Annotated in this window: 22 protein-coding genes and 1 pseudogene; 17 read left to right on the top strand and 6 right to left on the bottom strand. The window is 31.9% G+C overall.

The genetic code is table 11. The annotated features are described in order from the left end of the window. Positions 1–224: 224 nt before the first annotated feature. The 9 genes and pseudogenes from ACYX4H_RS00895 to ACYX4H_RS00935 all read left to right on the top strand — a co-directional run bounded on the left by ACYX4H_RS00895 (position 225) and on the right by ACYX4H_RS00935 (position 8,970). Entirely contained in the window at positions 225–1,631 is a 1,407-nt protein-coding gene (locus tag ACYX4H_RS00895) for an anthranilate synthase component I family protein (protein ID WP_476237344.1), read from the top strand. An 84-nt stretch (positions 1,632–1,715) separates the two neighbouring features. Beyond that, positions 1,716–2,282: an anthranilate synthase component II gene (locus tag ACYX4H_RS00900; protein ID WP_476237345.1), complete on the top strand. Its 567-nt coding sequence runs from the start codon at positions 1,716–1,718 to the stop codon at positions 2,280–2,282. A 46-nt stretch (positions 2,283–2,328) separates the two neighbouring features. After that, positions 2,329–3,321 carry an anthranilate phosphoribosyltransferase gene (gene trpD, locus ACYX4H_RS00905; RefSeq protein ID WP_476237346.1) on the top strand — a complete coding sequence of 331 codons (993 nt, stop codon included), beginning with the start codon at positions 2,329–2,331 and terminating at the stop codon, positions 3,319–3,321. Positions 3,322–3,619: 298 nt separating this feature from the next. Beyond that, positions 3,620–4,405 (top strand): indole-3-glycerol phosphate synthase TrpC, encoded by a 786-nt coding sequence (trpC, locus tag ACYX4H_RS00910; RefSeq protein WP_476237348.1) that lies wholly within the window; start codon positions 3,620–3,622, stop codon positions 4,403–4,405. A 17-nt stretch (positions 4,406–4,422) separates the two neighbouring features. Continuing rightward, positions 4,423–5,007, top strand: a pseudogene (locus tag ACYX4H_RS00915) (phosphoribosylanthranilate isomerase); the annotation flags it as partial. 33 nt (positions 5,008–5,040) lie between these two features. Beyond that, on the top strand, positions 5,041–6,228 hold the full coding sequence (gene trpB, locus ACYX4H_RS00920; protein ID WP_476238619.1) for a tryptophan synthase subunit beta: 1,188 nt from the start codon (positions 5,041–5,043) through the stop codon (positions 6,226–6,228). A gap of 233 nt (positions 6,229–6,461) precedes the next feature. Next, positions 6,462–7,226, top strand: a complete 765-nt coding sequence (gene trpA, locus ACYX4H_RS00925; RefSeq protein WP_476237349.1) for a tryptophan synthase subunit alpha — start codon at positions 6,462–6,464, stop codon at positions 7,224–7,226. An 11-nt stretch (positions 7,227–7,237) separates the two neighbouring features. Then, positions 7,238–8,512: an NAD(P)/FAD-dependent oxidoreductase gene (locus ACYX4H_RS00930; protein WP_476237350.1), complete on the top strand. Its 1,275-nt coding sequence runs from the start codon at positions 7,238–7,240 to the stop codon at positions 8,510–8,512. A gap of 2 nt (positions 8,513–8,514) precedes the next feature. After that, entirely contained in the window at positions 8,515–8,970 is a 456-nt protein-coding gene (locus tag ACYX4H_RS00935; RefSeq protein WP_476237351.1) for a tRNA (cytidine(34)-2'-O)-methyltransferase, read from the top strand. On the opposite strand, the gene ACYX4H_RS00940 is transcribed toward ACYX4H_RS00935, so the two are convergent. From ACYX4H_RS00940 to ACYX4H_RS00950, 3 genes are all read right to left on the bottom strand, one after another. Then, positions 8,959–9,867: a TIGR01777 family oxidoreductase gene (locus ACYX4H_RS00940; protein ID WP_476237352.1), complete on the bottom strand. Its 909-nt coding sequence runs from the start codon at positions 9,865–9,867 to the stop codon at positions 8,959–8,961. The two genes, ACYX4H_RS00935 and ACYX4H_RS00940, sit on opposite strands and share 12 nt — an antisense overlap. Before the next feature lie 188 nt (positions 9,868–10,055). After that, positions 10,056–10,739 carry a tRNA (5-methylaminomethyl-2-thiouridine)(34)-methyltransferase MnmC2 gene (gene mnmC2, locus ACYX4H_RS00945; protein ID WP_476237354.1) on the bottom strand — a complete coding sequence of 228 codons (684 nt, stop codon included), beginning with the start codon at positions 10,737–10,739 and terminating at the stop codon, positions 10,056–10,058. Positions 10,740–10,748: 9 nt separating this feature from the next. Further along, positions 10,749–11,252 (bottom strand): DUF4920 domain-containing protein, encoded by a 504-nt coding sequence (locus ACYX4H_RS00950; protein ID WP_475295314.1) that lies wholly within the window; start codon positions 11,250–11,252, stop codon positions 10,749–10,751. Positions 11,253–11,344: 92 nt separating this feature from the next. On the opposite strand from ACYX4H_RS00950, the gene ACYX4H_RS00955 reads away from it, so the two are divergent. Continuing rightward, positions 11,345–12,409 carry a branched-chain amino acid aminotransferase gene (locus ACYX4H_RS00955; protein ID WP_475295315.1) on the top strand — a complete coding sequence of 355 codons (1,065 nt, stop codon included), beginning with the start codon at positions 11,345–11,347 and terminating at the stop codon, positions 12,407–12,409. A gap of 97 nt (positions 12,410–12,506) precedes the next feature. Here ACYX4H_RS00955 and ACYX4H_RS00960 read toward each other — a convergent pair whose 3' ends face one another. After that, positions 12,507–12,893: a pyrophosphohydrolase domain-containing protein gene (locus ACYX4H_RS00960; protein ID WP_476237355.1), complete on the bottom strand. Its 387-nt coding sequence runs from the start codon at positions 12,891–12,893 to the stop codon at positions 12,507–12,509. Between the two features lie 447 nt (positions 12,894–13,340). Between ACYX4H_RS00960 and ACYX4H_RS00965 the strand changes: the two genes are divergently transcribed. The 5 genes from ACYX4H_RS00965 (at position 13,341) to ACYX4H_RS00985 (ending at position 19,384) form a co-directional block, all read left to right on the top strand. Next, positions 13,341–14,693, top strand: a complete 1,353-nt coding sequence (locus tag ACYX4H_RS00965; protein ID WP_476237356.1) for a DUF5723 family protein — start codon at positions 13,341–13,343, stop codon at positions 14,691–14,693. Positions 14,694–14,728: 35 nt separating this feature from the next. Then, a complete protein-coding gene (locus ACYX4H_RS00970) occupies positions 14,729–15,799 on the top strand; it encodes a hypothetical protein (RefSeq protein ID WP_476237357.1) in 1,071 nt (356 codons plus the stop codon). Between the two features lie 598 nt (positions 15,800–16,397). Then, positions 16,398–17,420 (top strand): SRPBCC family protein, encoded by a 1,023-nt coding sequence (locus ACYX4H_RS00975; protein WP_476237358.1) that lies wholly within the window; start codon positions 16,398–16,400, stop codon positions 17,418–17,420. A gap of 2 nt (positions 17,421–17,422) precedes the next feature. Beyond that, complete coding sequence (crcB, locus tag ACYX4H_RS00980; protein WP_476237359.1) at positions 17,423–17,788, top strand: fluoride efflux transporter CrcB; 366 nt, start codon at positions 17,423–17,425, stop codon at positions 17,786–17,788. Positions 17,789–17,917: 129 nt separating this feature from the next. Then, positions 17,918–19,384 carry a potassium/proton antiporter gene (locus tag ACYX4H_RS00985; RefSeq protein WP_476237361.1) on the top strand — a complete coding sequence of 489 codons (1,467 nt, stop codon included), beginning with the start codon at positions 17,918–17,920 and terminating at the stop codon, positions 19,382–19,384. A gap of 3 nt (positions 19,385–19,387) precedes the next feature. Here ACYX4H_RS00985 and ACYX4H_RS00990 read toward each other — a convergent pair whose 3' ends face one another. Both ACYX4H_RS00990 and ACYX4H_RS00995 read right to left on the bottom strand, forming a co-directional pair. Then, positions 19,388–19,993 carry a DUF1684 domain-containing protein gene (locus tag ACYX4H_RS00990; RefSeq protein WP_476237362.1) on the bottom strand — a complete coding sequence of 202 codons (606 nt, stop codon included), beginning with the start codon at positions 19,991–19,993 and terminating at the stop codon, positions 19,388–19,390. After that, a complete protein-coding gene (locus ACYX4H_RS00995) occupies positions 19,993–20,520 on the bottom strand; it encodes a DUF4252 domain-containing protein (RefSeq protein ID WP_476237363.1) in 528 nt (175 codons plus the stop codon). Before ACYX4H_RS00995 ends, ACYX4H_RS00990 begins: the two co-directional genes overlap by 1 nt. 277 nt (positions 20,521–20,797) lie before the next feature. On the opposite strand from ACYX4H_RS00995, the gene ACYX4H_RS01000 reads away from it, so the two are divergent. Together ACYX4H_RS01000 and ACYX4H_RS01005 are read left to right on the top strand one after the other, a co-directional pair. Continuing rightward, the gene (locus ACYX4H_RS01000; protein ID WP_476237364.1) at positions 20,798–22,051 is read left to right on the top strand and encodes an MFS transporter; all 1,254 of its coding nucleotides are present in this window, start codon (positions 20,798–20,800) and stop codon (positions 22,049–22,051) included. Continuing rightward, positions 22,042–22,419: a VOC family protein gene (locus tag ACYX4H_RS01005; RefSeq protein WP_476237365.1), complete on the top strand. Its 378-nt coding sequence runs from the start codon at positions 22,042–22,044 to the stop codon at positions 22,417–22,419. Before ACYX4H_RS01000 ends, ACYX4H_RS01005 begins: the two co-directional genes overlap by 10 nt. Positions 22,420–22,426 lie beyond the last annotated feature (7 nt).

Here is a 22,426-nt window from a genome sequence, read left to right on the forward strand (position 1 = left end):
AAACAAAGTATTGTTTGTTAATGTTTTCGTTTTTATATTTGAAGCATAAAATAATTTTACAAATGAAAATATCTTTAAATAATACTTGGTGGTGGTGCTTTCGAAACTAACATTCGTGAAGTAACACCTAGTATATTTAAAATTGAAATATAAATAAAGGCTTGTCATTCACGACAGGCCTTTTTTCTTTGCTTATTACCAAATAAGCATTAAAAACATATAAAATGAAAACATTTAACCTTTTTACACATCATAAAAAAATATTAACAGATACTATTACTCCGGTAACCGTATACTATAAAATACGCGATAAATACCCTAATAGTATTTTATTAGAAAGTGGTGATTACCACCGCAACCATAAAAACTTCTCATACATTTGTTTTAACCCAATTGCTTCTATTAAAATTGAAAACGAGGTGATTTCGCAAACATTTCCTGATGGAAGCACTACCGAAACCACTATTAATAACAATGTTAATGTAGTTGATGAAATTTATAAATTCACAAAACGATTTAACACTTCTTGTGATGAAAATTTCAAATTTATAAACAATGGTATTTTTGGTTATACCGCCTATGATGCTGTTAGGTATTTTGAAGATATTAACATTAGCAAAAAGGATGATTCGGTTAATATTCCAGATGTATATTACGCAGTTTACAAAAACATTATAGCTATAAACCATTTTAAAAACGAAGCCTACATTTTTGCACATTGTTATGATGATATGGATAATAACATTCATGATATTGATGCTTTAATTAACGTTCAAAACTTTGCTTCGTATAAATTTACTGCTAAAAACAACATACAATCTAACTTAACTGATGACGATTTTAAAGAACAAGTAAAACTTGCCAAAAAACACTGCCAACGTGGTGATGTGTTTCAATTGGTATTATCGCGCCGTTTTTCGCAAGAATTTACAGGAGACGATTTTAACGTTTACCGCGCCTTACGAAGCATAAACCCATCGCCCTATTTATTTTATTTTGATTACGGCGATTTTAAAATATTTGGCAGCTCACCCGAAGCCCAATTAATTGTAACAGATGGTTTAGCCGAAATTCATCCAATTGCAGGAACCTTTAAGCGTACTGGTGATGAAGCAAAAGATGAGATTTTAGCCGAAAAACTAAAAAATGACGACAAGGAAAATGCCGAACACGTTATGCTTGTAGATTTAGCAAGAAACGATTTAAGCAGACATGGCAATAATGTAAAAGTAGAAACCTATCGCGAAGTTCAATTTTTCTCGCATGTAATTCATTTAGTAAGTAAAGTTACAGGGCATAAGCACAAGCAAACATCTACAATGCAAGTAGTAGCCGATACGTTTCCGGCAGGAACACTAAGCGGCGCACCAAAACACATGGCTATGCAACTTATTGAAAAATATGAAAAAACAAGTCGCGGTTATTACGGTGGCGCTATTGGTTTTATGGATTTTGATGGCAATTTTAACCACGCCATAATGATAAGAACTTTTTTAAGTAAAGATTACAAATTAAACTGGCAAGCCGGAGCAGGTATGGTATCAAAATCTGATGAAGAAAGCGAAACCCAAGAAGTTTACAACAAACTTGGTGCGCTAAAAAAAGCTATTAAAGTAGCCGAAGAAATATAAAATAGATTTTAGATGATGCTAAAATTTCAAATTAAATTAAAAACAATAATTTTTTTCCTAAAACAGGAAAATTAAAAAGTTGATATGAAAAAAGTATTAGTAATAGATAATTACGACAGTTTCACATACAATTTAGTGCATTATTTAGAAGACTTAAACTGTAATGTAACTGTTTACCGAAATGATAAATTACAATTGGAAGATGTTGAACCTTTTGATAAAATTGTATTATCTCCAGGTCCTGGCATTCCTGATGAAGCTGGCCTTTTAAAAGCCATCATTAAAAAATATGCCGCCACCAAAAGTATTTTTGGTGTGTGCTTAGGCCAACAAGCAATAGGCGAAGTTTTTGGTGGTACTTTAGAAAACTTAAACGATGTGTACCACGGTGTAGCCACCAATGTTACACTAAGTGTTGATGACGAATATATTTTTAAAGGATTAAATAAAAACATTGAAGTTGGCCGTTACCACTCTTGGGTTGTAAATGCTAATTTACCCGAAAGTTTAGAAGCTACATCATTTGATGAAAACGGGCAAGTAATGTCTTTACGCCATAAAACTTTTGATGTTCGTGGTGTACAATACCACCCAGAATCGGTTTTAACACCAAATGGCAAGAAAATTTTAGAAAATTGGGTAAATCATTAGTAAACAAAAGTAAACACTCCCTATTGAAGAGAATTTAATAAAGCACATGAAAGACATACTAAACAGACTAATAAACCACGAAACCCTCACCACACAAGAGGCAAAACAAATTATAGTAAACATATCAAATGATATGTACAACCCTAGCCAAATTGCATGTTTCCTATCGGTTTTTATGATGCGAAGCATTACTTTAAATGAGTTGCAAGGCTTTAGAGATGCGCTTTTAGAACTTTGCATAAAAGTAGATCTAAATGATTTTAATGCCATAGACATTGTTGGTACAGGTGGTGATGGTAAAAACACCTTCAACATATCAACATTATCATCATTTATTACCGCTGGTGCCGGTGTTAATGTTTCAAAACATGGTAATTATGGGGTGTCTTCAACCTCTGGTTCTTCAAACGTTATGGAAAATTTAGGGGTTAAATTTTCTAACAATCAAGATTTTTTAAAACGCTGTTTAGATAAAGCAGGCATATGCATTTTACACGCACCGTTATTTCATCCTGCCATGAAAAATGTAGCTCCAATTCGTAAAGAGTTAGGCGTAAAAACCTTTTTTAATATGTTGGGGCCTATGGTGAACCCATCATTTCCTAAAAGCCAATCGTTAGGTGTTTTTAATTTAGAAGTATTGCGTCTTTACAGTTTTATATACCAAAACACAAATATAAACTATAGTATTGTTTATGCTTTAGATGGTTATGATGAAATTTCGCTTACAGGCAAAGCAAAAATAGTATCAAACCATTCTGAAAAACTATTCTCACCAGAAAATTTAGGATTAAATAAAGTAAAACAGCAAGCAATATATGGAGGCAATACTGTTAAAGATGCCGCTAAAATATTTGTTGACATTATAAGCGGTAACGGTACAGAAGCGCAAAATAACGTAGTTTGTGCAAACGCTGGTTTAGCTATTGCCACTTCAAAACAAATAACACATAAAGAAGGGTTTGAATTAGCTAAAGAATCTTTATTCTCTGGTAAAGCAAAACAAAGTTTAGATAAATTAATAGCATTGAGCAAATAATTTAAGTCTAAGTTAGATGTTAGAAAAATTAAAATTTCAGAATAGAACAAGAAATAAAGACAAAAAAAAGCAAGTCTCAAATTTCGACACGGTTGAAAGCTCAATCTATAGAAATATAGAGCAAAAAACAGAATTGCGAAGCGCAGCTTCAAGCATGAAATTTTTAAAGCGAATGTTCCTAAGGAACTTCCTTAAATTGGTTTGATTTTTTGGTTCAGCTTCGCTTGGTACTCACGTTTAAAGAATACTTTAAACTTAGCAATGTATCAAGACAAAATGAACATAACAAAATAAAAAAATGAATATACTAGATAAAATAGTAATAGATAAACGCAAAGAAGTAGATTTAAGAAAAAGCTTAATTCCAACTTCACAATTAGAGCAATCAATATTGTTTTCTAGAAATACAATTTCTTTGGCCAAAAGGTTAAAAAATAGTGCTTCAGGTATTATTGCAGAGCACAAACGTCGTTCACCATCAAAATCAATAATTAATAACAGTTTAAACACACAAGATGTAGCCTTAGGTTATGAAAGCGCAGGTGTTTGCGGTATGTCTGTTTTAACCGATGGTAAATATTTTGGTGGTTCTTTAGATGATTTATTAACAGCCAGAGCAGCTTGTAATTTACCTTTATTGCGTAAAGAATTTATAATTGACACATATCAAATTCTTGAAGCCAAAGCCTATGGTGCCGATGTTATTTTACTCATTGCAGCTATTTTATCTAAAGAAGAAATCAAACAATTTTCAGAACTAGCAAAAAGTTTACACTTAGATGTACTTTTAGAAGTGCATAATTTAGAAGAATTACAAAAATCTATTATGCCTAGTTTAGATATGTTAGGCGTAAATAACCGAAACTTAAAAACCTTTGAGGTAAGTTTAGAAACCAGTAAATTATTAAGCTCTGAAATTCCAAACGATTTTGTAAAAGTATCCGAAAGCGGCATTAGCAACATTAAAGCCATAAAAGAACTACAACCATTTGGTTATCAAGGTTTTTTAATAGGTGAAAATTTTATGAAAACCGATAATCCAGGAGCAAGTGCTACTAAATTTATAAAAGACTTAGAAGAATGAAATTAAAAGTTTGCGGAATGAAATATCAAGATAATATTGAGCAAGTTGCCACATTGCAACCAGATTATCTTGGGTTTATATTTTATGAAAAATCACCCAGACATTTTGATGGCATCATGCCTCAATTACCTGAAACCATAAAAAAAACAGGCGTTTTTGTAAATGAAGATTTAAATACAGTTATAGAAACTGTAAATAAATTTAAACTGCAAGCAGTACAATTACATGGAGAAGAGTCGCCGTTTTACTGCAACATGCTAAATACCACAAAACAGCTACATAAACCCATTGAAGTTATAAAAGTATTCTCAGTAAAAGAAGGTTTTAATTTTGAAGTTTTAAAACAATACGAGAGCGTTTGTAAATATTTTCTTTTTGATACCAAAGGCAAACTACCCGGTGGCAACGGCTATACTTTTAACTGGAGCATTTTAAACAACTACCCTTCAACAAAACCTTTCTTTTTAAGTGGTGGTATAGGTTTAGATCAGGTTGCAGACATTAAAAAATTTAAAGAAAGTAACGCTGCAAAATATTGCTATGCTTTAGATGTAAATAGTAAATTTGAAATAGCACCCGGATTAAAAAATATTAGCATACTAAAAGAGTTTCAAAATAAATTGAATAATAAAACTATGCAACAGAATTTTAATGTAGATGATAAAGGCTACTACGGCAACTTTGGTGGCGCTTTCATACCTGAAATGTTATATCCAAACGTAGAAGAGTTACGCCAAAATTACTTAAAAGTCATGGCAGAACCAGACTTTAAAAATGAATTTGATAAGCTTTTAAAAGATTACGTTGGGCGTCCTTCACCGTTATATTTTGCTAAACGCCTTTCAGAAAAATACAACACCAAAATTTATTTAAAACGCGAAGATTTAAACCACACAGGTGCACACAAAATAAATAATACAATTGGTCAAATTTTAATGGCAAAACGTCTTGGTAAAAAACGCATTATTGCAGAAACTGGCGCAGGCCAACACGGTGTAGCTACAGCTACAGTTTGTGCACTTATGGGCTTAGAGTGTATTGTTTACATGGGCGAAATTGATATTGCAAGACAAGCACCAAATGTTGCACGCATGAAAATGCTTGGCGCAAAAGTTGTGCCTGCGTTGTCTGGCAGCCGTACTTTAAAAGATGCTACAAACGAAGCTATACGCGATTGGATTAACAACCCAGTAAACACCCATTACATTATTGGTTCGGCCATTGGCCCGCATCCATACCCAGATATGGTTACACGTTTTCAATCTGTAATTTCAGAAGAAATAAAATGGCAATTAAAAGAGCAAGAAGGTAGAGAAAACCCAGATTATGTGGCAGCTTGTATTGGTGGTGGCAGTAATGCTGCTGGTACTTACTACCATTATTTACATGAAGAAGACGTAAAAATAATTGCTGTAGAAGCTGCTGGTTTAGGTGTAGATTCTGGTGAAAGTGCAGCCACCTCTGTACTAGGAAAAGAAGGCATTATTCATGGCTGCAAAACATTGTTAATGCAAACAAACGACGGGCAAATTACAGAACCCTACTCCATTTCTGCAGGGTTAGATTATCCTGGTGTTGGCCCAATGCATGCGCACTTAGCCCAAACAGGTCGCGCAGAATTTATATCAATTACAGATGATGAAGCCATGAAAGCTGGTTTAGAACTTTGTAAATTAGAAGGTATAATTCCAGCCATTGAAACATCTCATGCGCTTGCTATTTTTAACCAAAAACAGTTTAAACCAAATGATGTGGTTGTAATGAGCTTATCTGGTCGTGGCGATAAAGATTTACAGAATTATATTGATTATTTTAAGATATAAATGTTGTTGATTTTTCATTTCCGAGAAATCGGAAATCTTAGCAATTATGGATATTCATTATGTGTATACTAACAAATAAAAACCATACTGTTTTATACATAGAACGAACTATGCAACTAAAAAAATGATTAAATCAACATAAAAATAATAGCTTAAACCCAAACTGGAAAGACCTTACTGAATACATTTAAAAAAGATTCCCTCTATGGAGAGAATGAAAAAAGTCATTTAAAATGAACAGAATAAACCAAAAATTACAAGAAAATAAAAAGCTACTGTCTATATATTTTACTGCAGGTTACCCTAATATTGATGATACCGTAAAAATTATTCAAGATTTAGAAAAAAACGGAGTAGACATGATAGAAATTGGACTGCCTTTTAGTGATCCGTTAGCCGATGGACCAACCATTCAAGACAGTTCAACAAAAGCCTTAAAAAACGGTATGACCACTCAAGTGCTTTTCAAACAATTGCAAGATATTAGGCAATCTGTTAGTATACCACTAATAATAATGGGATATTTCAACCCCATGCTGCAATATGGTGTTGAAGATTTCTGTAAAAAATGTCAAGAAATTGGTATTGATGGGTTAATTATTCCAGATTTACCGGTAGATGTTTACCATGAACAATACCAAGCTACTTTTGAAAAATACGGTTTAATAAACGTGTTTTTAATTACACCACAAACAAGTGATGAGCGTATTCGCTTTATAGATTCTGTTTCAAACGGATTCATTTATATGGTAAGTAGCGCCAGTACCACCGGAGCAAAATCTGGTTTTGGAGATGAGCAAACAGCTTATTTTGAGCGTATAAACAACCTAAAATTAAAAAACCCTCAAATTGTTGGTTTTGGTATAAGTAATAACAAAACCTTTACAGCCGCTACAAAATATGCTAAAGGTGCCATTATTGGTAGTGCTTTTGTAAAACACATTACTGCTAATAATGCAAAAAATATTGATGTTTTTGTAAATTCAATTTTAAAATAAAACGCTAAAAAATGGCTAAAAAAGAAAAGGTTGTAATTATAGGTGCTGGTTTTGCAGGTTTGCGTATTGCCCAAGATTTAATAAATCATCCGGCCTATGATGTACTGTTAATAGACAAACATAATTTTCATCAATTTCAGCCATTAATGTATCAAGTAGCTTCGGCGCGTTTAGAGCCTGCAAGTATTTCATTTCCTTTACGCAAAGTTTTTCAACGTGCTAAAAATGTAAAAATTAGAATAGCAAAAGTTGAAAACATCAACACTAAAGAAAACTGTATTTCAACAACAATTGGTAATTTTAATTATGATCATTTAGTAATTGCTATTGGTTGCACTACCAATTATTTCAACAATAAAAACTTAGAAGATTATGCTTACCCAATGAAAACCATTCCGGAAGCCATTCAACTAAGAAACAGAATTTTACAAACGTTTGAAGATGCTTTAAATACGAAAGACGAAAACCACCTGCAAGCATTACTAAATTTTGTTATTGTAGGCGGTGGGCCAACCGGTGTAGAGTTGGCAGGTGCTTTAGCCGAAATGAAAAAAAACATTTTACCTAAAGATTACCCAGACAAAGATTTTTCAAAACTTACCATTTATCTTTTAGAAGGCGCACCAAGTACCCTTAACCCCATGAGCAAAGGGTCTCAAACAAAATCGCAAGAATATTTAGAAGATTTGGGTGTGGTTGTAAAAACAAACACACTTGTAAATGATTATGACGGTAATTTGGTAACCTTAAATACAGGTGAAAAAATAACCTCTAAAAATGTAATTTGGGCTGCTGGTGTTACCGGAAATATTATTGAAGGTATACCCAAAGAAACTATTACACGCGGTAACCGCTTAATTGTAAATAAACAAAATAAAATTATTGGGCTAAACAATGTTTATGCCTTAGGTGATATAGCCTATATGGAAACGCCTAACTACCCAAAAGGACATCCGCAATTAGCAGGTGTAGCATTACAACAAGCTAAACTACTTGCTAAAAATTTAAAAAACAGTTATAAAGATAAACCCCAAAAAGCCTTTGAATATATAGATAAAGGCTCTATGGCAACCATTGGAAAACGTAAGGCTGTGGTAGATTTACCAAAGTTTAGTTTTCAAGGGCGCTTAGCATGGTTTACTTGGATGTTTATTCATCTTATGCTTATTTTAAGTGTGAAAAACAAACTTTTAATTTTTATGAATTGGAGCATAAGCTACTTTAGTAATGATAGTACACTTCGTATTTTAATGAAGCCAGTAAAAAAACGTGTTAAAACCAAATAAAAATGTCTTTAAACATTGTTTTATTTGAGCCTGAAATACCAAACAACACCGGAAATATTGGTAGGTTAGCCTTGGCTTCGGGTTGCAAACTGCATTTGGTTAAACCTTTTGGTTTTGAAATTGATGATGCTAAATTAAAACGTGCCGGTTTAGATTATTGGCCACATTTAAATGTTGTTTATTATGAAAGTATTTCGGAATTTTTCAGCATAAATAGAGCAAAAAAACTTATATTTTTGTCTAGCCATGGTACAAAAAATCATTGGAACATTCCTTTTGAAGATGATATGTTTTTAGTTTTTGGAAAAGAATCTGTAGGTTTACCAAAACACATCATCGAAAGCCATGAATCATCTCTTTACAAAATTCCTATTTACAGTAAAAAAGTGCGTAGTTTAAATTTGGCAAATGCCGTTAGCATAATTGTTTATGAAGGCTTACGCCAATTAAGCATTTAATAAATTTACCAAAGCTGGTTTTAAATGGTGGTACTCAAAATTATAACCACTGTCTTCAATTTTTTTACTGCTTACACGCTGGCTATCAAATAAAATAGTATGCATTTCGCCTAAAACTAATTTCATGAAAAACTTAGGAATATTAGGTAGAAAAAGTGGCTTATGTAAAATACTAGCAATGGTTTTTGTAAGTTCATTATTAGACACCGGATTTGGAGACACGGCATTGTAAACACCAAATAAATTATGCTCTAAAACATGCATGAAAATATTAGCCAAATCATCAATATGAATCCAAGATTGCCACTGTTTTCCTGTTCCAAAGGCAGCACCAACACCGTATTTAATAGGTTTTACCATTTGTTGTAATGCCCCGCCTTGGCTAGCTAAAACCAAACCAATTCTAATTTTAGCTGCAGGTATATTTACTTTTGAAAAATCATCAACCGCCTTTTCCCAAGCGTGTACCACGTTGGCTAAAAAACTGGTGTCTTTTTCTTTAAAATCTTCTTCATAATAATTAGTTTGAGAATCTGGATAAACACTAATTCCGCTAGCCGATATAACCTGTTTTATACTGTGTGTTTCACCTTTAAGTGCGTTAATTAGCACATTAGCAGATTGTGTTCTACTTTGTAAAATTTCCTTTTTATAGCTTTTGGTCCAGCGCTTAGCAACTGTAGCACCCGCTAAATGAATTATAGCATCTACATTTTTAAAGCACTCAATATCAATATCATTTTTAGCAGGATTCCAATAAAAACCTTTGTAAGTTTCAGTATTTTTAATTTTAGATTTACTTGTGGTTAAGTAATTTACAGTAATATTTTTTTCATGACAGCGCTTTACAATCTCTTGTCCAATCATACCCGTAGCGCCTGTAATTAAAACTTTCATTTTTCAATTTTTAATTAAATTTACAAAACGTTTATTGTAATTGCTAGCTATTTAGCTAAGGTTTAACAGTTGTTTATAAAGAAGTAAACGAATACGATATTTAATGTTAAATATTTAAGAAATTTCTTTTCATTTTAAAGGTCAATTAACAATTAAAATACAAAAAACACATATTTATATTTATAATTTTACACAGAAGAAACAATATGTTTTGTGGCTCTTAGCATTTCGCGCTTTCCTGGTGGCCCTGGTAATTTTTCAACCAAAAAACCTACAGCCTGCATAGCTCTACGCACACTACCTTTGGCAGAATACGTAACTAGTACACCTTCATTTTTTAGGGCTTTGTACATTTTTTTAAAAATACTTTCTGTCCATAATTCGGGTTGAACTCTAGCTCCAAAAGCATCAAAATATATAAGATTAAACTGATTTTCGTAATCAATATCATCAAAAAACTTTTCTTGTTTGGTTAATGTAAATGTATTAGAAATTTGATGTGTTTCTTCCCAAGTTGAAGCATGTAATTCATTAAAAAATGATGTTTCAACTTGTAATTCTTCAGCATAATTTAGTTTAGCAACTTCCTCAAGAGAAACAGGGTAACCTTCAACCCCAACATAATTTACTGGTATTTTAAGTTTTTCAGATTCAATATACGTTATTAATGCGTTTAAACCTGTGCCAAAACCAATTTCAAGTATTACATATTCTGTATTAAATTCTGAATGGTAAATATGATGTAAACCATGTTTTATAAAAACATGATATGCCTCTTGTATGGCTCCATGTTTTGAATGATATTGTTCATTCCATTCAGGAATATGAATGGTTGATGAACCATCGGCGGTAATAATAATTTCGCGTTTCAATGTACCAAACTATTGCGCTACCAACACACCATCGGCTTCAAACGAAAATGTTTTTTTAGGCTGGGTAATAGCGGCAATTTCTTCAGCAGATTTTCCTGCATCTTCAGCGTAGTGTTGTAATTCTTCAACAGGTACTTCATTTACAAAAGCTTTACCGTTTACAATAACTTGTTTGCCTGTAATATCTTTTGGCACAAAAAAACCATAGTCTTTAAATTTTACCATAGTTTCATTGCCATTACCCAAATCTAAAGTCATCCAACAACCTTTTGCCTGACATACATTTTTAACTGTGGCTACAATTTTTGAGTTTATACTATCGCCCACATTCATATCTTTAAAATGAGCTAACATAGATTTAGACGCAATGGCATCATCTGCAATAATTTCTTTTCCAAAAGATGTGTAAGCAACTTTTTCTACTGTTTCTTCAGTTTTTTTAGTTTCTTCAACTTTTTTCTTGCAAGAATTTAACATGAACACACTAATAAATGCAACAATAAATAGCCTCATAGTATAAAAATTTCAATTTTAAATGATTTATGTAAAGATACCCTTTTTTTACAAACCTTTTATTTAACTTTGTTCTTTAAAATTACAGGCTTATGAGCACAATAATCAATGATATTGAGGTTATAAAAACAAAGTCTTCTAAAATTAATGAAGTAGACTTTGATAATTTGAAGTTTGGAAGTGTATTTTCAGACCATATGTTGGTGTGTGATTATAAAAATGGTAAATGGCAAGCACCAAAAGTTATGCCTTACCAAGGAATTACATTAGATCCATCTGCAAAAATTTTCCATTACGGGCAATCTGTTTTTGAAGGCATGAAAGCTTACAAAGATGCCGAAGATAATGTTTGGTTATTTCGCCCATTAGATAATTGCAAGCGTTTAAATATTTCATCAAAACGTTTGGCAATACCCGAATTGCCTGAAGATTATTTTATGGAAGGCCTAAAAGCTTTATTAGAAGTTGATAAAGATTGGATTCCAAAAAACGAAGGTAGCTCATTATACATACGCCCGTTTATATTTGCATCGGGCGAAGGCTTTCACGCATCTCCTGCCGATGAATATAAGTTTTTAATATGTACAGCGCCTTCTGGTTCTTATTTTTCTGGCGAAGTAAAAGTATTAATTGAAGAAAAATACTCGCGCTCTGCAAATGGTGGTGTTGGTTTTGCTAAAGCAGGCGGTAATTATGCTGGCCAATTTTACCCAACACAATTAGCCAAAGAAAAAGGTTACCAGCAAGTTATTTGGACAGATGATAACACCCACGAATATATTGAAGAAGCTGGTGCTATGAATATTTTTGTAAGAATTAATGATACATTAATTACTGGCCCAACAAGTGATAGAATTCTTGATGGTATTACCCGTAAAAGTATTATTGAATTAGCAAAAGCCGAAGGCATAAATGTTGAAGTTAGAAAATTAAGAGTTGATGAAGTAGTTGAAGCAGCTAAAAACGGTAATTTAAAAGAAATGTTTGGTGCTGGTACAGCTGCGGTAATTTCACCTATTGCCGGATTTGGATACAAAGGTGAAGATTATGATTTACCTAAATTTGATGATACTTACGCTAGCTTTTTAAAGAAACGCATTACTGATATTCAAACAAATAAAGCTGAAGATCCATTTGGATGGCGTTATAAGGTTTAGCCCATCCCTATCCCTTCCCAAAGGGAAGGTGATACTCATAATTAAATAAAAAAAGGTAGCAATATGCTACCTTTTTTGTCATTCAAAATGACAAATTTTATTTGTCTAAAATAGCTTTTATATTAGGTTTAAAATAATTTGGGCCTTTAAGCACTTTACCATCTTCTCTGTAAATTGGCTCACCATCATCTCCTAATTTACTCATATTACTACGCTGTATTTCTTCAAAAACCTCTTCTATTTTATGTTGTAAACCATGTTCTATAATTGTTCCGCATAAAATGTAAAGCATATCGCCTAGGGCGTCAGCTACTTCAACTAAATCATTATTATTAGCAGCCTCTAAATACTCTTCGTTTTCTTCTCGCATTAATTTATAGCGTAACATATTTTTGTCACTGCCCAAATCTGCTTTAGGTGTTTCTCTATAACCAATTTTAAAGGCTGTATGAAATGCTTTAACAGCGTCTATTTTATCTTTCATAAATTTTATATTTTGAAATTAACGTAAAAGCTAAAATCTCATCATTATTAATTAAATTTGCATAAAAGTAATTATATGTTTAGTAAGGGTCAAATAGTATTTGGTGTTTTATTTTTTATTGTATTCGCTATTATTATAGGTTTTATGTACCGTAAAGATTTGAAACTTCATAAACGTTTTTACAAAGGCAGTAGTTGGATATTGCTAGCATTTATTTCCTTTATTTTATTTATTGCCGCAATTAAATTCTTTTTTAAATAATTTTAAAAGAACGCATACGCTGTTATTTAAGTTTACAAACTAACTTTTCTTATGAAATTAGAAGTAATAGTCTGATTTTCTAATAAATACATTTTAGACAAACTACCATTTAACTCTATAAAACACACACAAGCGCTTTAAATAATTGCTTACTTTTGGGCAGCTATTAACAATTAACCTTAAATAATGAAAACTTTAAAACTGCTAGTATTTTGCTTAGCAAGCGCACTATTTTGTAATTTTTTAAACGCCCAAAGCTTTATTGGCTATACTACAGATAATTATTCGGGCATACATTCTGTAACTGTAAATCCTGCTAACGTAGTTAATGATCACTTTAAACTAGATTTTAATTTAATTTCTTCTAGTGCTTTTGGTGGTAGTGATTATTTTGGTATTAACTTAAGTGATATTATTAAATCTGATGGCGGTTTAGATTTTGATGAAGACACAGAAAGATTTCCCACAAACAACAACAATTTCTTTTTTAATGCTGATGTTTTAGGGCCATCGTTTATGTTTAAACTATCACCAAAAAGTAGCATTGGTCTTACTACAAGGGTTCGCGGATTTTTAAACTTACACAGTATTAACGGTGAACTTTATGAAAATATTACCGATAATTTTAACAGCGAAGAAGACTTTGATTTTGAATCTAATAACTTGGTTGGAAACATACACGCTTGGGCTGAAATTGGCGTAGCTTACGGACGTATTCTTGTTGATAATGATGCTACTAAACTTAAAGCGGGTGTTACTTTAAAATACCTGCAAGGTGCTGGAAGCGTTTTTGTAAACAGTCCTGAATTTAACGGACAATACAGGTACAATGGCGGTAACGGAAACCAAACACTTACAACCACAGGAAGTTTAATTTACGGCTCTAGTAACGATTTTGATAGTGACGATATTGATTTTAAAGACCTAACCGCTGGTTTTGCTACAGATATTGGATTTGTTTTTGAATTGAAAAATAAAAATGTAAACGAAGCATTAGACTCGCTTAACGTAAACGCATCACAATACAAATTAAAATTAGCAGCTTCAATAACAGATCTTGGTAGCATAAATTACAAAGAAACCACCATTACTACCTACGATTTAAACGCAACTGCAGATGCTTCAACCTTTGATGATGATACACAAGAATTTTTAGACAACAATTACACATCTACCGAAACAATTGCTGCACAAAAAACTAAACTACCAACAGCCTTACACCTTTTAGCAGATTATAGTTTTACAAAAAAAATATTTTTAAGCGTACAAGGCGATTTCTCTTTAAATAAAGAAACCGAAATGAACGCCAACAGCATAATTAACCAAGTAACCGTAATGCCAAGGTTAGAAACAAAATTTTTAGGATTATATTCTCCAATAAGCTTTAGGCAATATGATTCTGTTGCTTGGGGAGCAGGCTTAAGAGTTGGTCCTTTAACCATTGGCTCTGGTTCTGTATTGAGTAATTTGTTATCAAGCTCTTCAAAAACTACTGATGTATTTGTAGCCACAAAAATTTCTATAAAGCGTAAAAAATAACAATCTTAACCAAAAATAACTTAACATTTAAAAAAATGAAAACTCTAAAAAAAATAACACTATTCAGTTTTATTTTAACGGCACTATTATTTTCTTGTTCTTCTGAAGACTCTAACAATAATAACAACGGTGGAGACACTAAATTAGCCGAAGAACAAAATGCAACAGAAGAAAGAGCCATTCCGCTTTCAGAAATTGAAGCTGGTGTAAATATTGATGGCGCAACAATTAAAACAGGTTTACCACCAGCACCTACAAATAATATAGATTTTCAAGTAGCATCAAATACTGCAACAGCATTTCAAGACAACGGTTTGGTACTTTCATTTTCTTCAACTGATAATTTTAACGGTGCTTATATTGTACTACAAGATGTAAACGGCAATAAAGCTAACAGCTATATTGAAGTACCACAATCATCAATTGAATTTGGTAAAACTAAAAATCCAAAACATGCTAAATTCTTCAATTTAACTAAAAAAAATGATTCAGATTATGAATTAGCTATTGATTTAAACAATGTTAATCCAGGAAAATTCTGTTATGAAATTTGTCTTTTTGATTCTGAAAATAACATTAGTAGCATTGAAAAAGTTTGTGTTGAAGTTGAAGCTTGGGGTGGTAATGCTTCAATTGTTGATAATTGGGAACTTATTGAACAAATTTATGAAGGTGAAAATGATAATATAACATGTGAAAATGGTGGATCTGTAAGTTATGATGAAGATGATTCTATAGTTAAAAGAGAAGCCAGCATTGATATAAAAAGCAATGGTGATTTTGTTTTAAACTTCTATGAAGAGTATAAAGATTTAGACTGGAACAAAACCTATGAAACCTGTACACTAACGTATTATGAAACCGACATTTATAATGAACGTGAAACAGGAAAATGGGCTTATAACGAAGCTACTAATAAACTTACACTAGTATCTTTTAAATTTGAAGATTTAACAAATGCTGAAAACAATGAAGATTATCCTGACGGCGACCTTGTGGTAGATTCTGCTGATGTTGAAATAGACGGCAATACAATGACATTAACACAAACATACAGTTTTGGCAACATTACTGAAACTTACATAAATATTTTCAAAAGAAAATAAATACTAAAATTTATAAAAAAACAGCCTTTGCTTAATTGTTAAGGCTGTTTTTTTATGCCGTAAAATGTGACATTTATGGTTTTATTGTATCAAAATAAAAAAGCTAACTAGGAAAAACAGTATTATAACTGTTATATAATAAAGCACGATTTTTCACGCAACCTTTTTTTGCCTTATGCATCTAACTAATAACTAAACACCAATAAACAAATGAAAACGCTACTAGTAATTTCTATTCTATTAGTTGTTAATTTACTGCTGCTAATATTTAGTGTTAACAAAAAAACAGAACCTTAATTGCTTAAAGTTCTGTTTTTTTATTTAAAATGAATACCTAATTTACTTCTGGTAAAAAATTATAGTTTGCACTGTAATTTAGCATTTGTTCTTCAAATGTTTCTAGTTGTGTTACTTTAATAATCGGTATTACTCAAAACTATATTTACTTAAACACTAAAAAAAGATTAAAACATCTAGAATAAAGTGTAGACCCAAATATTAAGTAGATTACGACACTTTTAATATTGGTACCTAAACAATTAATTAATCAAATTAAAAAAATAGTATCTTTGGTATACTAATCTCTCAACCAATCAAAATGAAATATTTAAAGTACATATTTTTCCTTTTACTTATAGCTATTATTGGCACTGCTATTTATGTTGCTGTACAGCCAAACGAATATGAATTTTCTAGAAGCAGAGATATTAATGCACCTGCACCTCTACTGTTTAAAAAAGTAAACGACTATAAAAATTGGCCTGAATTTTCACCTTGGATGGAACAAGAACCAAATGCAAGTTTAAGTTACGGTAATAAAACCAGTGGTGTTGGTGGAAGTTACGCCTGGAGTGGCGATATTTTGGGTGAAGGCAATATGGAAACGCTAGCCGTTACACCAAATACAAGCATTGAACAACGTATTGAATTTATTAAACCATTTGAATCTGAATCTGATATAACCTGGAATTTTGAAACTACCCAAACAGGCACAAAAGTTACTTGGGCCATGAAAGGCAAGCAAGATTTTATGACCAAATTATTTACTACTTTTATGGGGTCTATTGAAGAAAACACAGCGCCCGATTTTGATAGAGGTTTATTTAAATTAGACAGCATAGTTACAGCAAATATGAAAGAATTTAGTATAAATATTGATGGCGAAACCGAATACGGTGGTGGTTTTTACATGTACAAAACAACATCGGCCACAGGTGCTAACATTAGCCAAATTATGGGTAAACAATATGGCGAAATTATGAGCTACATGGCAAAAAACAATATTATTGCCAACGGTATGCCATTTACTATTTATAATGAAATGAACCCAGAAACAGGCAATATAATTATGAGTAACGCCATACCAGTTATGAATAAAGTAACTGTTGAAAACGGTAGCGAAATACTTTGTGGTTTTATGCCAAATATTAAAACTTTAAAAACTACACTAAAAGGCAATTACACCAATTTACCAAAAGCTTGGGAAGCATCGTATAAATTTATTGCCGAAAATGGTTTAGAAGCAGCCAATTTTAGTCCGTTTGAAGTTTATACCAATGACCCTGGCGATTTTCCAAATCCAGCAAATTGGGTTACTGAAATATACATTCCTTTAAAATAAAAATGAAACAACTTTTATTGGTTTTTATCGGTGGTGGTTTAGGCAGTGTATTGCGCTACTTAATTGGTAAATATTTAAACAGTACGCAAACAGGCATACCATACGGTACTTTTACAGCCAACATTTTAGGAAGCCTTTTTATAGGTATAATTTTAGGTTTAGCGGCAAAAAACAATGCTATAAGCCAAAATCAAACCTTATTATTAGCCACAGGCTTTTGTGGAGGCTTTACAACCTTTTCAACCTTTGCTTATGAAAATCATGTGTTTTTAAAATCGGGTGATTTTACAACCTTTGCTTTTTATACTATTGCTAGTTTTGTTCTTGGTTTTTTAGCGGTATTTTTAGGGATGTTTTTAGTAAAATAAGCTCGAAAATACTTCACAAAAAAATCATTCATAAAAAATATAATAAACCTTATTTTAACATTTTTTTTTGATGCTTTAACCACCTACAAAGCATAACTTTGCGCCTAATATAATCTTATAGTGTTTGTAATGAATTTAACCATTGAAAACATATTATTAGTTGGCTCATTGCTATTATTTATTAGTCTTGTGGCGGGTAAAACATCCTATAAGTTTGGTGTACCAACCTTAATATTATTTTTAACAATTGGCATGCTTGCAGGCTCTGATGGTATTGGAGGTATTCATTTTGACAATCCGGAAATAGCACAATTTATTGGCATTGTTTCACTAAATTTTATATTGTTTTCTGGCGGATTAGACACTAACTGGAACTACGTAAAACCCATTTTAAAAGAAGGCATAGCGCTTTCAACCCTAGGTGTTTTACTTACAGCAATATCTTTAGGTGTTTTTGTTTGGAGCATTACTAATTTTACAATTTATGAAAGCATGTTATTGGGCTCCATTGTATCATCAACCGATGCTGCTGCTGTATTTTCTATTTTACGCTCAAAAAATTTAGCTTTAAAAACCAATTTAAGACCAACTTTAGAGCTTGAAAGTGGTAGTAACGATCCAATGGCTTATGTTTTAACTATTGCTTTTTTAACATTGGTTATAAATCAAGATCAAAGTTTAGCCTCTGTAATACCACTTTTTTTACAGCAAATGTTTTTAGGTGCTGCTTTAGGTTTTGGCTTTGGTAAACTAAGCAAAATAATTATAAATAAAATTAAATTAGATTTTGAAGGATTATATCCTGTACTGGTAATTGCCCTAATGTTTATAACCTTTTCAGCTACCAATTTTGTTGGTGGCAACGGGTTTCTTGCTATTTACATTTGTGCCGTGTATTTGGGAAATCAAGACTTAATTCACAAAAAAACTATTTTAAAAATGTACGATGGTTTAGCATGGTTAATGCAAATTGTGCTATTTCTTACTTTAGGGCTTTTGGTTTTTCCAATGCAAATAATTCCGTACGTAGGCATTGGTCTTTTAATTTCAATATTTTTAATTTTAGTAGCCAGACCTGTTGGGGTATTTACTAGTTTACTATTTTTTAAAATGCCCACTAGAAGACGCTTTTATATATCATGGGTTGGGTTACGTGGTGCTGTACCTATTGTATTTGCAACGTATCCATTATTAGCAGGTATTGATAAAGCTCACATGATTTTTAATATTGTATTTTTTATATCTGTAACATCGGTTTTAATTCAAGGCACTACCCTATCGGTTGTTGCAAAGTGGTTGGGCGTTGCTTTACCAGAACAAGCTAAAAAATTAACTGCAACCGATTTACTTTTAACAGAAAACCCAAAGGCTGAAATGAAAGAAATTTCAATTACACCTCATTGTTTTGCTGTTGACAAAAAAATTGTTGAATTAGGTTTTCCTAAAAATGCAATTATAGCCATGATTATTAGAAACGACAGCTATATAACGCCCAATGGCGCTACAAAAATTGAAGCCGAAGACACACTTATTGTTTTAGCCGATAAACGCGAAGTTTTCGATGACGTTTACAAAACGCTTCAAATTAATTTATAAAATTTAATGTTTTTTAAAGGCTTTTACACCAGCTTCAACTCTTAATCTTAAATAATTTTCTCTTGGCACAACAGGGCAAGAATACTTTTCATTGTATGCACAATAAGGGTTGTAAGCTTCGTTAAAATTAATAACCATAGTATTACCTTCGGGTATTCTGGCATCAATATATCGGCCACCGCCATAGGTTTCAACACCATTAGTTTCGTCTAAAAAAGGTAAGAATAAATAATCTTCAAATCCTTCGTCTTTCATTAAATCTTTCCCTTGATATATGTTTAGTTGGCATTTAACACCCTTTAATTCAAAATTCAAAATACCATAAACACGTTCTTTTGTAACACGCTCTGTTGTTGTTTTCATATAAAACCATTTAGAGTCTGGAGTTCTATGCAAGGTAGCGGTTACCACGTAACTAGAGTCTACTTTAAAAAAATCTAATCCTGAAAAATGCTTTAAATCTTTTTCTTTTAAAGGCGATTTTGTTACGTCTTTAAACATGGCGTTTTGATCTCTTTGGTAAGCAGTTTCACCTTTTATTGGTTGTTTATCTTGAGCACAACCTACACATATAATTAAACAAAATATGGCTACAAAAAATTGTTTCATTAGTTATTTGAGTTGAATGATGGTGATAAATTAGTATTATAATTTTGTAATAAATTTGATGAAAACGAGTTAAAAGTGTTTTCGTCTGCAAAAGATTTTATTTTCTCAGGATCAAAATTCCCCTGTAAATAATACGCATAAGTACCTGCCTTTGTGCTATTAAAAATAATAGCATCTGTTACTACAGCGCCTAACTCTTTTACTGAAATTATACGGGTTTGATCTATTTCATTTTTTCTAAAAACATCTAAATATCCATTATTGGTAACGGCATTCATTTCAGTAATTAAAAGTTGCCTTTTGGCTTCGTTAACATTGGTAAGTTTTATGTATTTAAAATCATGAATATTACCAATAGCATGTTTAACATCATGAGATAAATTACTTAAAACTGCTTTCATAAAATTAGGAACTTGAAAACTTGTAGCCCCAACATCGGCTTTATGGTTGTTGTAAAACCCCTGAAAACTACTGCCACAAGCACATAGTAAAATGCTTGAAATTAGAATGATAAAAAAACGTTTCATATAAAAAAATTCATTTCAAAAATACAACTTACAAATATTTTATGTAGGTTTGTTATTCAAAATTATTAGATAATGAGATATTTCGTCGCAATTTGTAAAAAGCAATGGATGATTTCCTTAACCAAGGGATCATGTTGGGCTAATTATATATTGTGGTGATGTAACTATAAAATATTGCAATATTAAAAAGCCCGACTTTACAGTCGGGCTTTTTATTTTTAGTTGATAATCAACATTTTAATTAAACATTTTTTTATGACTTAGAAAATTAGAACACATGAAAACACTAATTAACAACTACGTAAACACGTTTAAAGGACTATCAAGAGAAGTATGGTGGTTAGCGCTCATAACCTTAATTAACAGAGCCGGCACCATGGTAATTCCATTTTTATCATTATATCTTACAAAAAGCTTAGGTTTTACCGTAAGTAATGTAGCTTGGATTATGAGTGCCTTTGGTTTAGGTTCTGTAGTGGGTTCATGGTTAGGCGGTAAATTAACAGACCAAATTGGCTACTATAAAGTAATGTGCTACAGTTTAATTAGCACAGGTATTTTATTTATTGCACTGCAATTTTTAAGCACTTTTGTGGCGTTTTGTATTGGTATATTTTTAGTAATGCTGGTGGCAGATACTTTTAGGCCTGCCATGTTTGTTGCTCTTAGTGCATATAGCAAACCCGAAAATAAAACACGATCTGTTACATTAATTCGTTTGGCAATAAATTTAGGTTTTTCTGCAGGTCCTGCGGTTGGTGGCTTAATTATAACTACATTAGGTTACGGTGGTTTATTTTGGGTAGATGGTATTACATGTATTGCCGCTACATTAGTTTTAATTAACGTATTAAACCCTAAAACCACAAAAACTTTAGACAATGTTAAGGTTAACAACCCAAAATCGGCATATGCAGATAAAGCATTTTTAATATTTTTAGTAGCCATGTTGTTTTTTGGCATTGTATTTTTACAATACTTTTCAACCATGCCTATTTACTATAAAGACGTGCATTTTTTAACCGAATTAGAAATTGGTTTTCTTTTAGGTATGAATGGCTTTTTAATATTCATTTTTGAAATGCCACTTATAAAATGGCTAGAAAATACTCGTTTAAAAAAAACAAGTCTCATGCTTTTTGGCGCTATTTTAACGGGTTTAAGTTTTATAATATTAAACCTTACGGGTTGGGTTGGTGTATTAGTAATAGGCATGCTGTTAATGACGTTTGGTGAAATGATAGCCTTTCCGTTTTCAAATGCTTTTGCAATGGAAAGAGCTAAAAAAGGCAACCAAGGTGAGTATATGGCATTATATTCAATTGCATTTTCAATAGCCCATATTTTTGGGCACAACATGGGTTTACAATTAACAGCAAACGTTGGATTTAATAACACCTGGTTTTTTATAACAGCACTAGCAGCGGTTTGTATATTTTTGTTAGTTGGCTTAAAAATATATTTAAAAACTAAAAAGAAATCAAAATCATCATTTATAGCTATTGAAGATGAAGAAATTTTATGGATTTAAATCAAATAACCATACCTTCAATTAATGTTGAAAAAGCAACTAAATTTTACAAAACCTTGGGCTTGCAGCTAATTGTTGATGCACTCCCAAGGTATGTAAGGTTTGAATGCCCAAACGGCCAAAGTACGTTCTCTATTCATAAAGTTGAAAAACTGCCCATAGGCAACGGTATTACACTTTATTTTGAAGATGAAAAATTAGATGCTTTGGTTGAAAACCTACAAAAAAAAGGTGTTAATTTTACACAACTACCCGAAGACAAAACATGGCTTTGGCGCGAAGCCCATTTATACGATTTAGATGGCAACAAAATTATTTTATACCACGCAGGAAAAAACCGAAAAAATCCGCCGTGGCGCATAAATTAATTCTAAT

This window comes from Seonamhaeicola sp. ABD4_340 (genome assembly GCF_056312135.1).

What these genes read in the sequence shown, in the direction of transcription:
- ACYX4H_RS00970 (WP_476237357.1), top strand. Translation starts at nt 14,729, where the DNA reads ATGAAAACTCTAAAAAAAATAACACTATTCAGTTTTATTTTAACGGCA.
- ACYX4H_RS00990 (WP_476237362.1), bottom strand. Translation starts at nt 19,993, where the DNA reads ATGAAACAATTTTTTGTAGCCATATTTTGTTTAATTATATGTGTAGGT.
- ACYX4H_RS00930 (WP_476237350.1), top strand. Translation starts at nt 7,238, where the DNA reads ATGGCTAAAAAAGAAAAGGTTGTAATTATAGGTGCTGGTTTTGCAGGT.
- ACYX4H_RS00955 (WP_475295315.1), top strand. Translation starts at nt 11,345, where the DNA reads ATGAGCACAATAATCAATGATATTGAGGTTATAAAAACAAAGTCTTCT.
- ACYX4H_RS00960 (WP_476237355.1), bottom strand. Translation starts at nt 12,893, where the DNA reads ATGAAAGATAAAATAGACGCTGTTAAAGCATTTCATACAGCCTTTAAA.
- ACYX4H_RS00940 (WP_476237352.1), bottom strand. Translation starts at nt 9,867, where the DNA reads ATGAAAGTTTTAATTACAGGCGCTACGGGTATGATTGGACAAGAGATT.
- ACYX4H_RS00965 (WP_476237356.1), top strand. Translation starts at nt 13,341, where the DNA reads ATGAAAACTTTAAAACTGCTAGTATTTTGCTTAGCAAGCGCACTATTT.
- ACYX4H_RS01005 (WP_476237365.1), top strand. Translation starts at nt 22,042, where the DNA reads ATGGATTTAAATCAAATAACCATACCTTCAATTAATGTTGAAAAAGCA.
- ACYX4H_RS01000 (WP_476237364.1), top strand. Translation starts at nt 20,798, where the DNA reads ATGAAAACACTAATTAACAACTACGTAAACACGTTTAAAGGACTATCA.
- ACYX4H_RS00935 (WP_476237351.1), top strand. Translation starts at nt 8,515, where the DNA reads ATGTCTTTAAACATTGTTTTATTTGAGCCTGAAATACCAAACAACACC.
- trpB (WP_476238619.1), top strand. Translation starts at nt 5,041, where the DNA reads ATGCAACAGAATTTTAATGTAGATGATAAAGGCTACTACGGCAACTTT.
- ACYX4H_RS00895 (WP_476237344.1), top strand. Translation starts at nt 225, where the DNA reads ATGAAAACATTTAACCTTTTTACACATCATAAAAAAATATTAACAGAT.
- crcB (WP_476237359.1), top strand. Translation starts at nt 17,423, where the DNA reads ATGAAACAACTTTTATTGGTTTTTATCGGTGGTGGTTTAGGCAGTGTA.
- ACYX4H_RS00900 (WP_476237345.1), top strand. Translation starts at nt 1,716, where the DNA reads ATGAAAAAAGTATTAGTAATAGATAATTACGACAGTTTCACATACAAT.
- trpD (WP_476237346.1), top strand. Translation starts at nt 2,329, where the DNA reads ATGAAAGACATACTAAACAGACTAATAAACCACGAAACCCTCACCACA.
- trpA (WP_476237349.1), top strand. Translation starts at nt 6,462, where the DNA reads ATGAACAGAATAAACCAAAAATTACAAGAAAATAAAAAGCTACTGTCT.
- ACYX4H_RS00995 (WP_476237363.1), bottom strand. Translation starts at nt 20,520, where the DNA reads ATGAAACGTTTTTTTATCATTCTAATTTCAAGCATTTTACTATGTGCT.
- trpC (WP_476237348.1), top strand. Translation starts at nt 3,620, where the DNA reads ATGAATATACTAGATAAAATAGTAATAGATAAACGCAAAGAAGTAGAT.
- ACYX4H_RS00950 (WP_475295314.1), bottom strand. Translation starts at nt 11,252, where the DNA reads ATGAGGCTATTTATTGTTGCATTTATTAGTGTGTTCATGTTAAATTCT.
- ACYX4H_RS00975 (WP_476237358.1), top strand. Translation starts at nt 16,398, where the DNA reads ATGAAATATTTAAAGTACATATTTTTCCTTTTACTTATAGCTATTATT.
- ACYX4H_RS00985 (WP_476237361.1), top strand. Translation starts at nt 17,918, where the DNA reads ATGAATTTAACCATTGAAAACATATTATTAGTTGGCTCATTGCTATTA.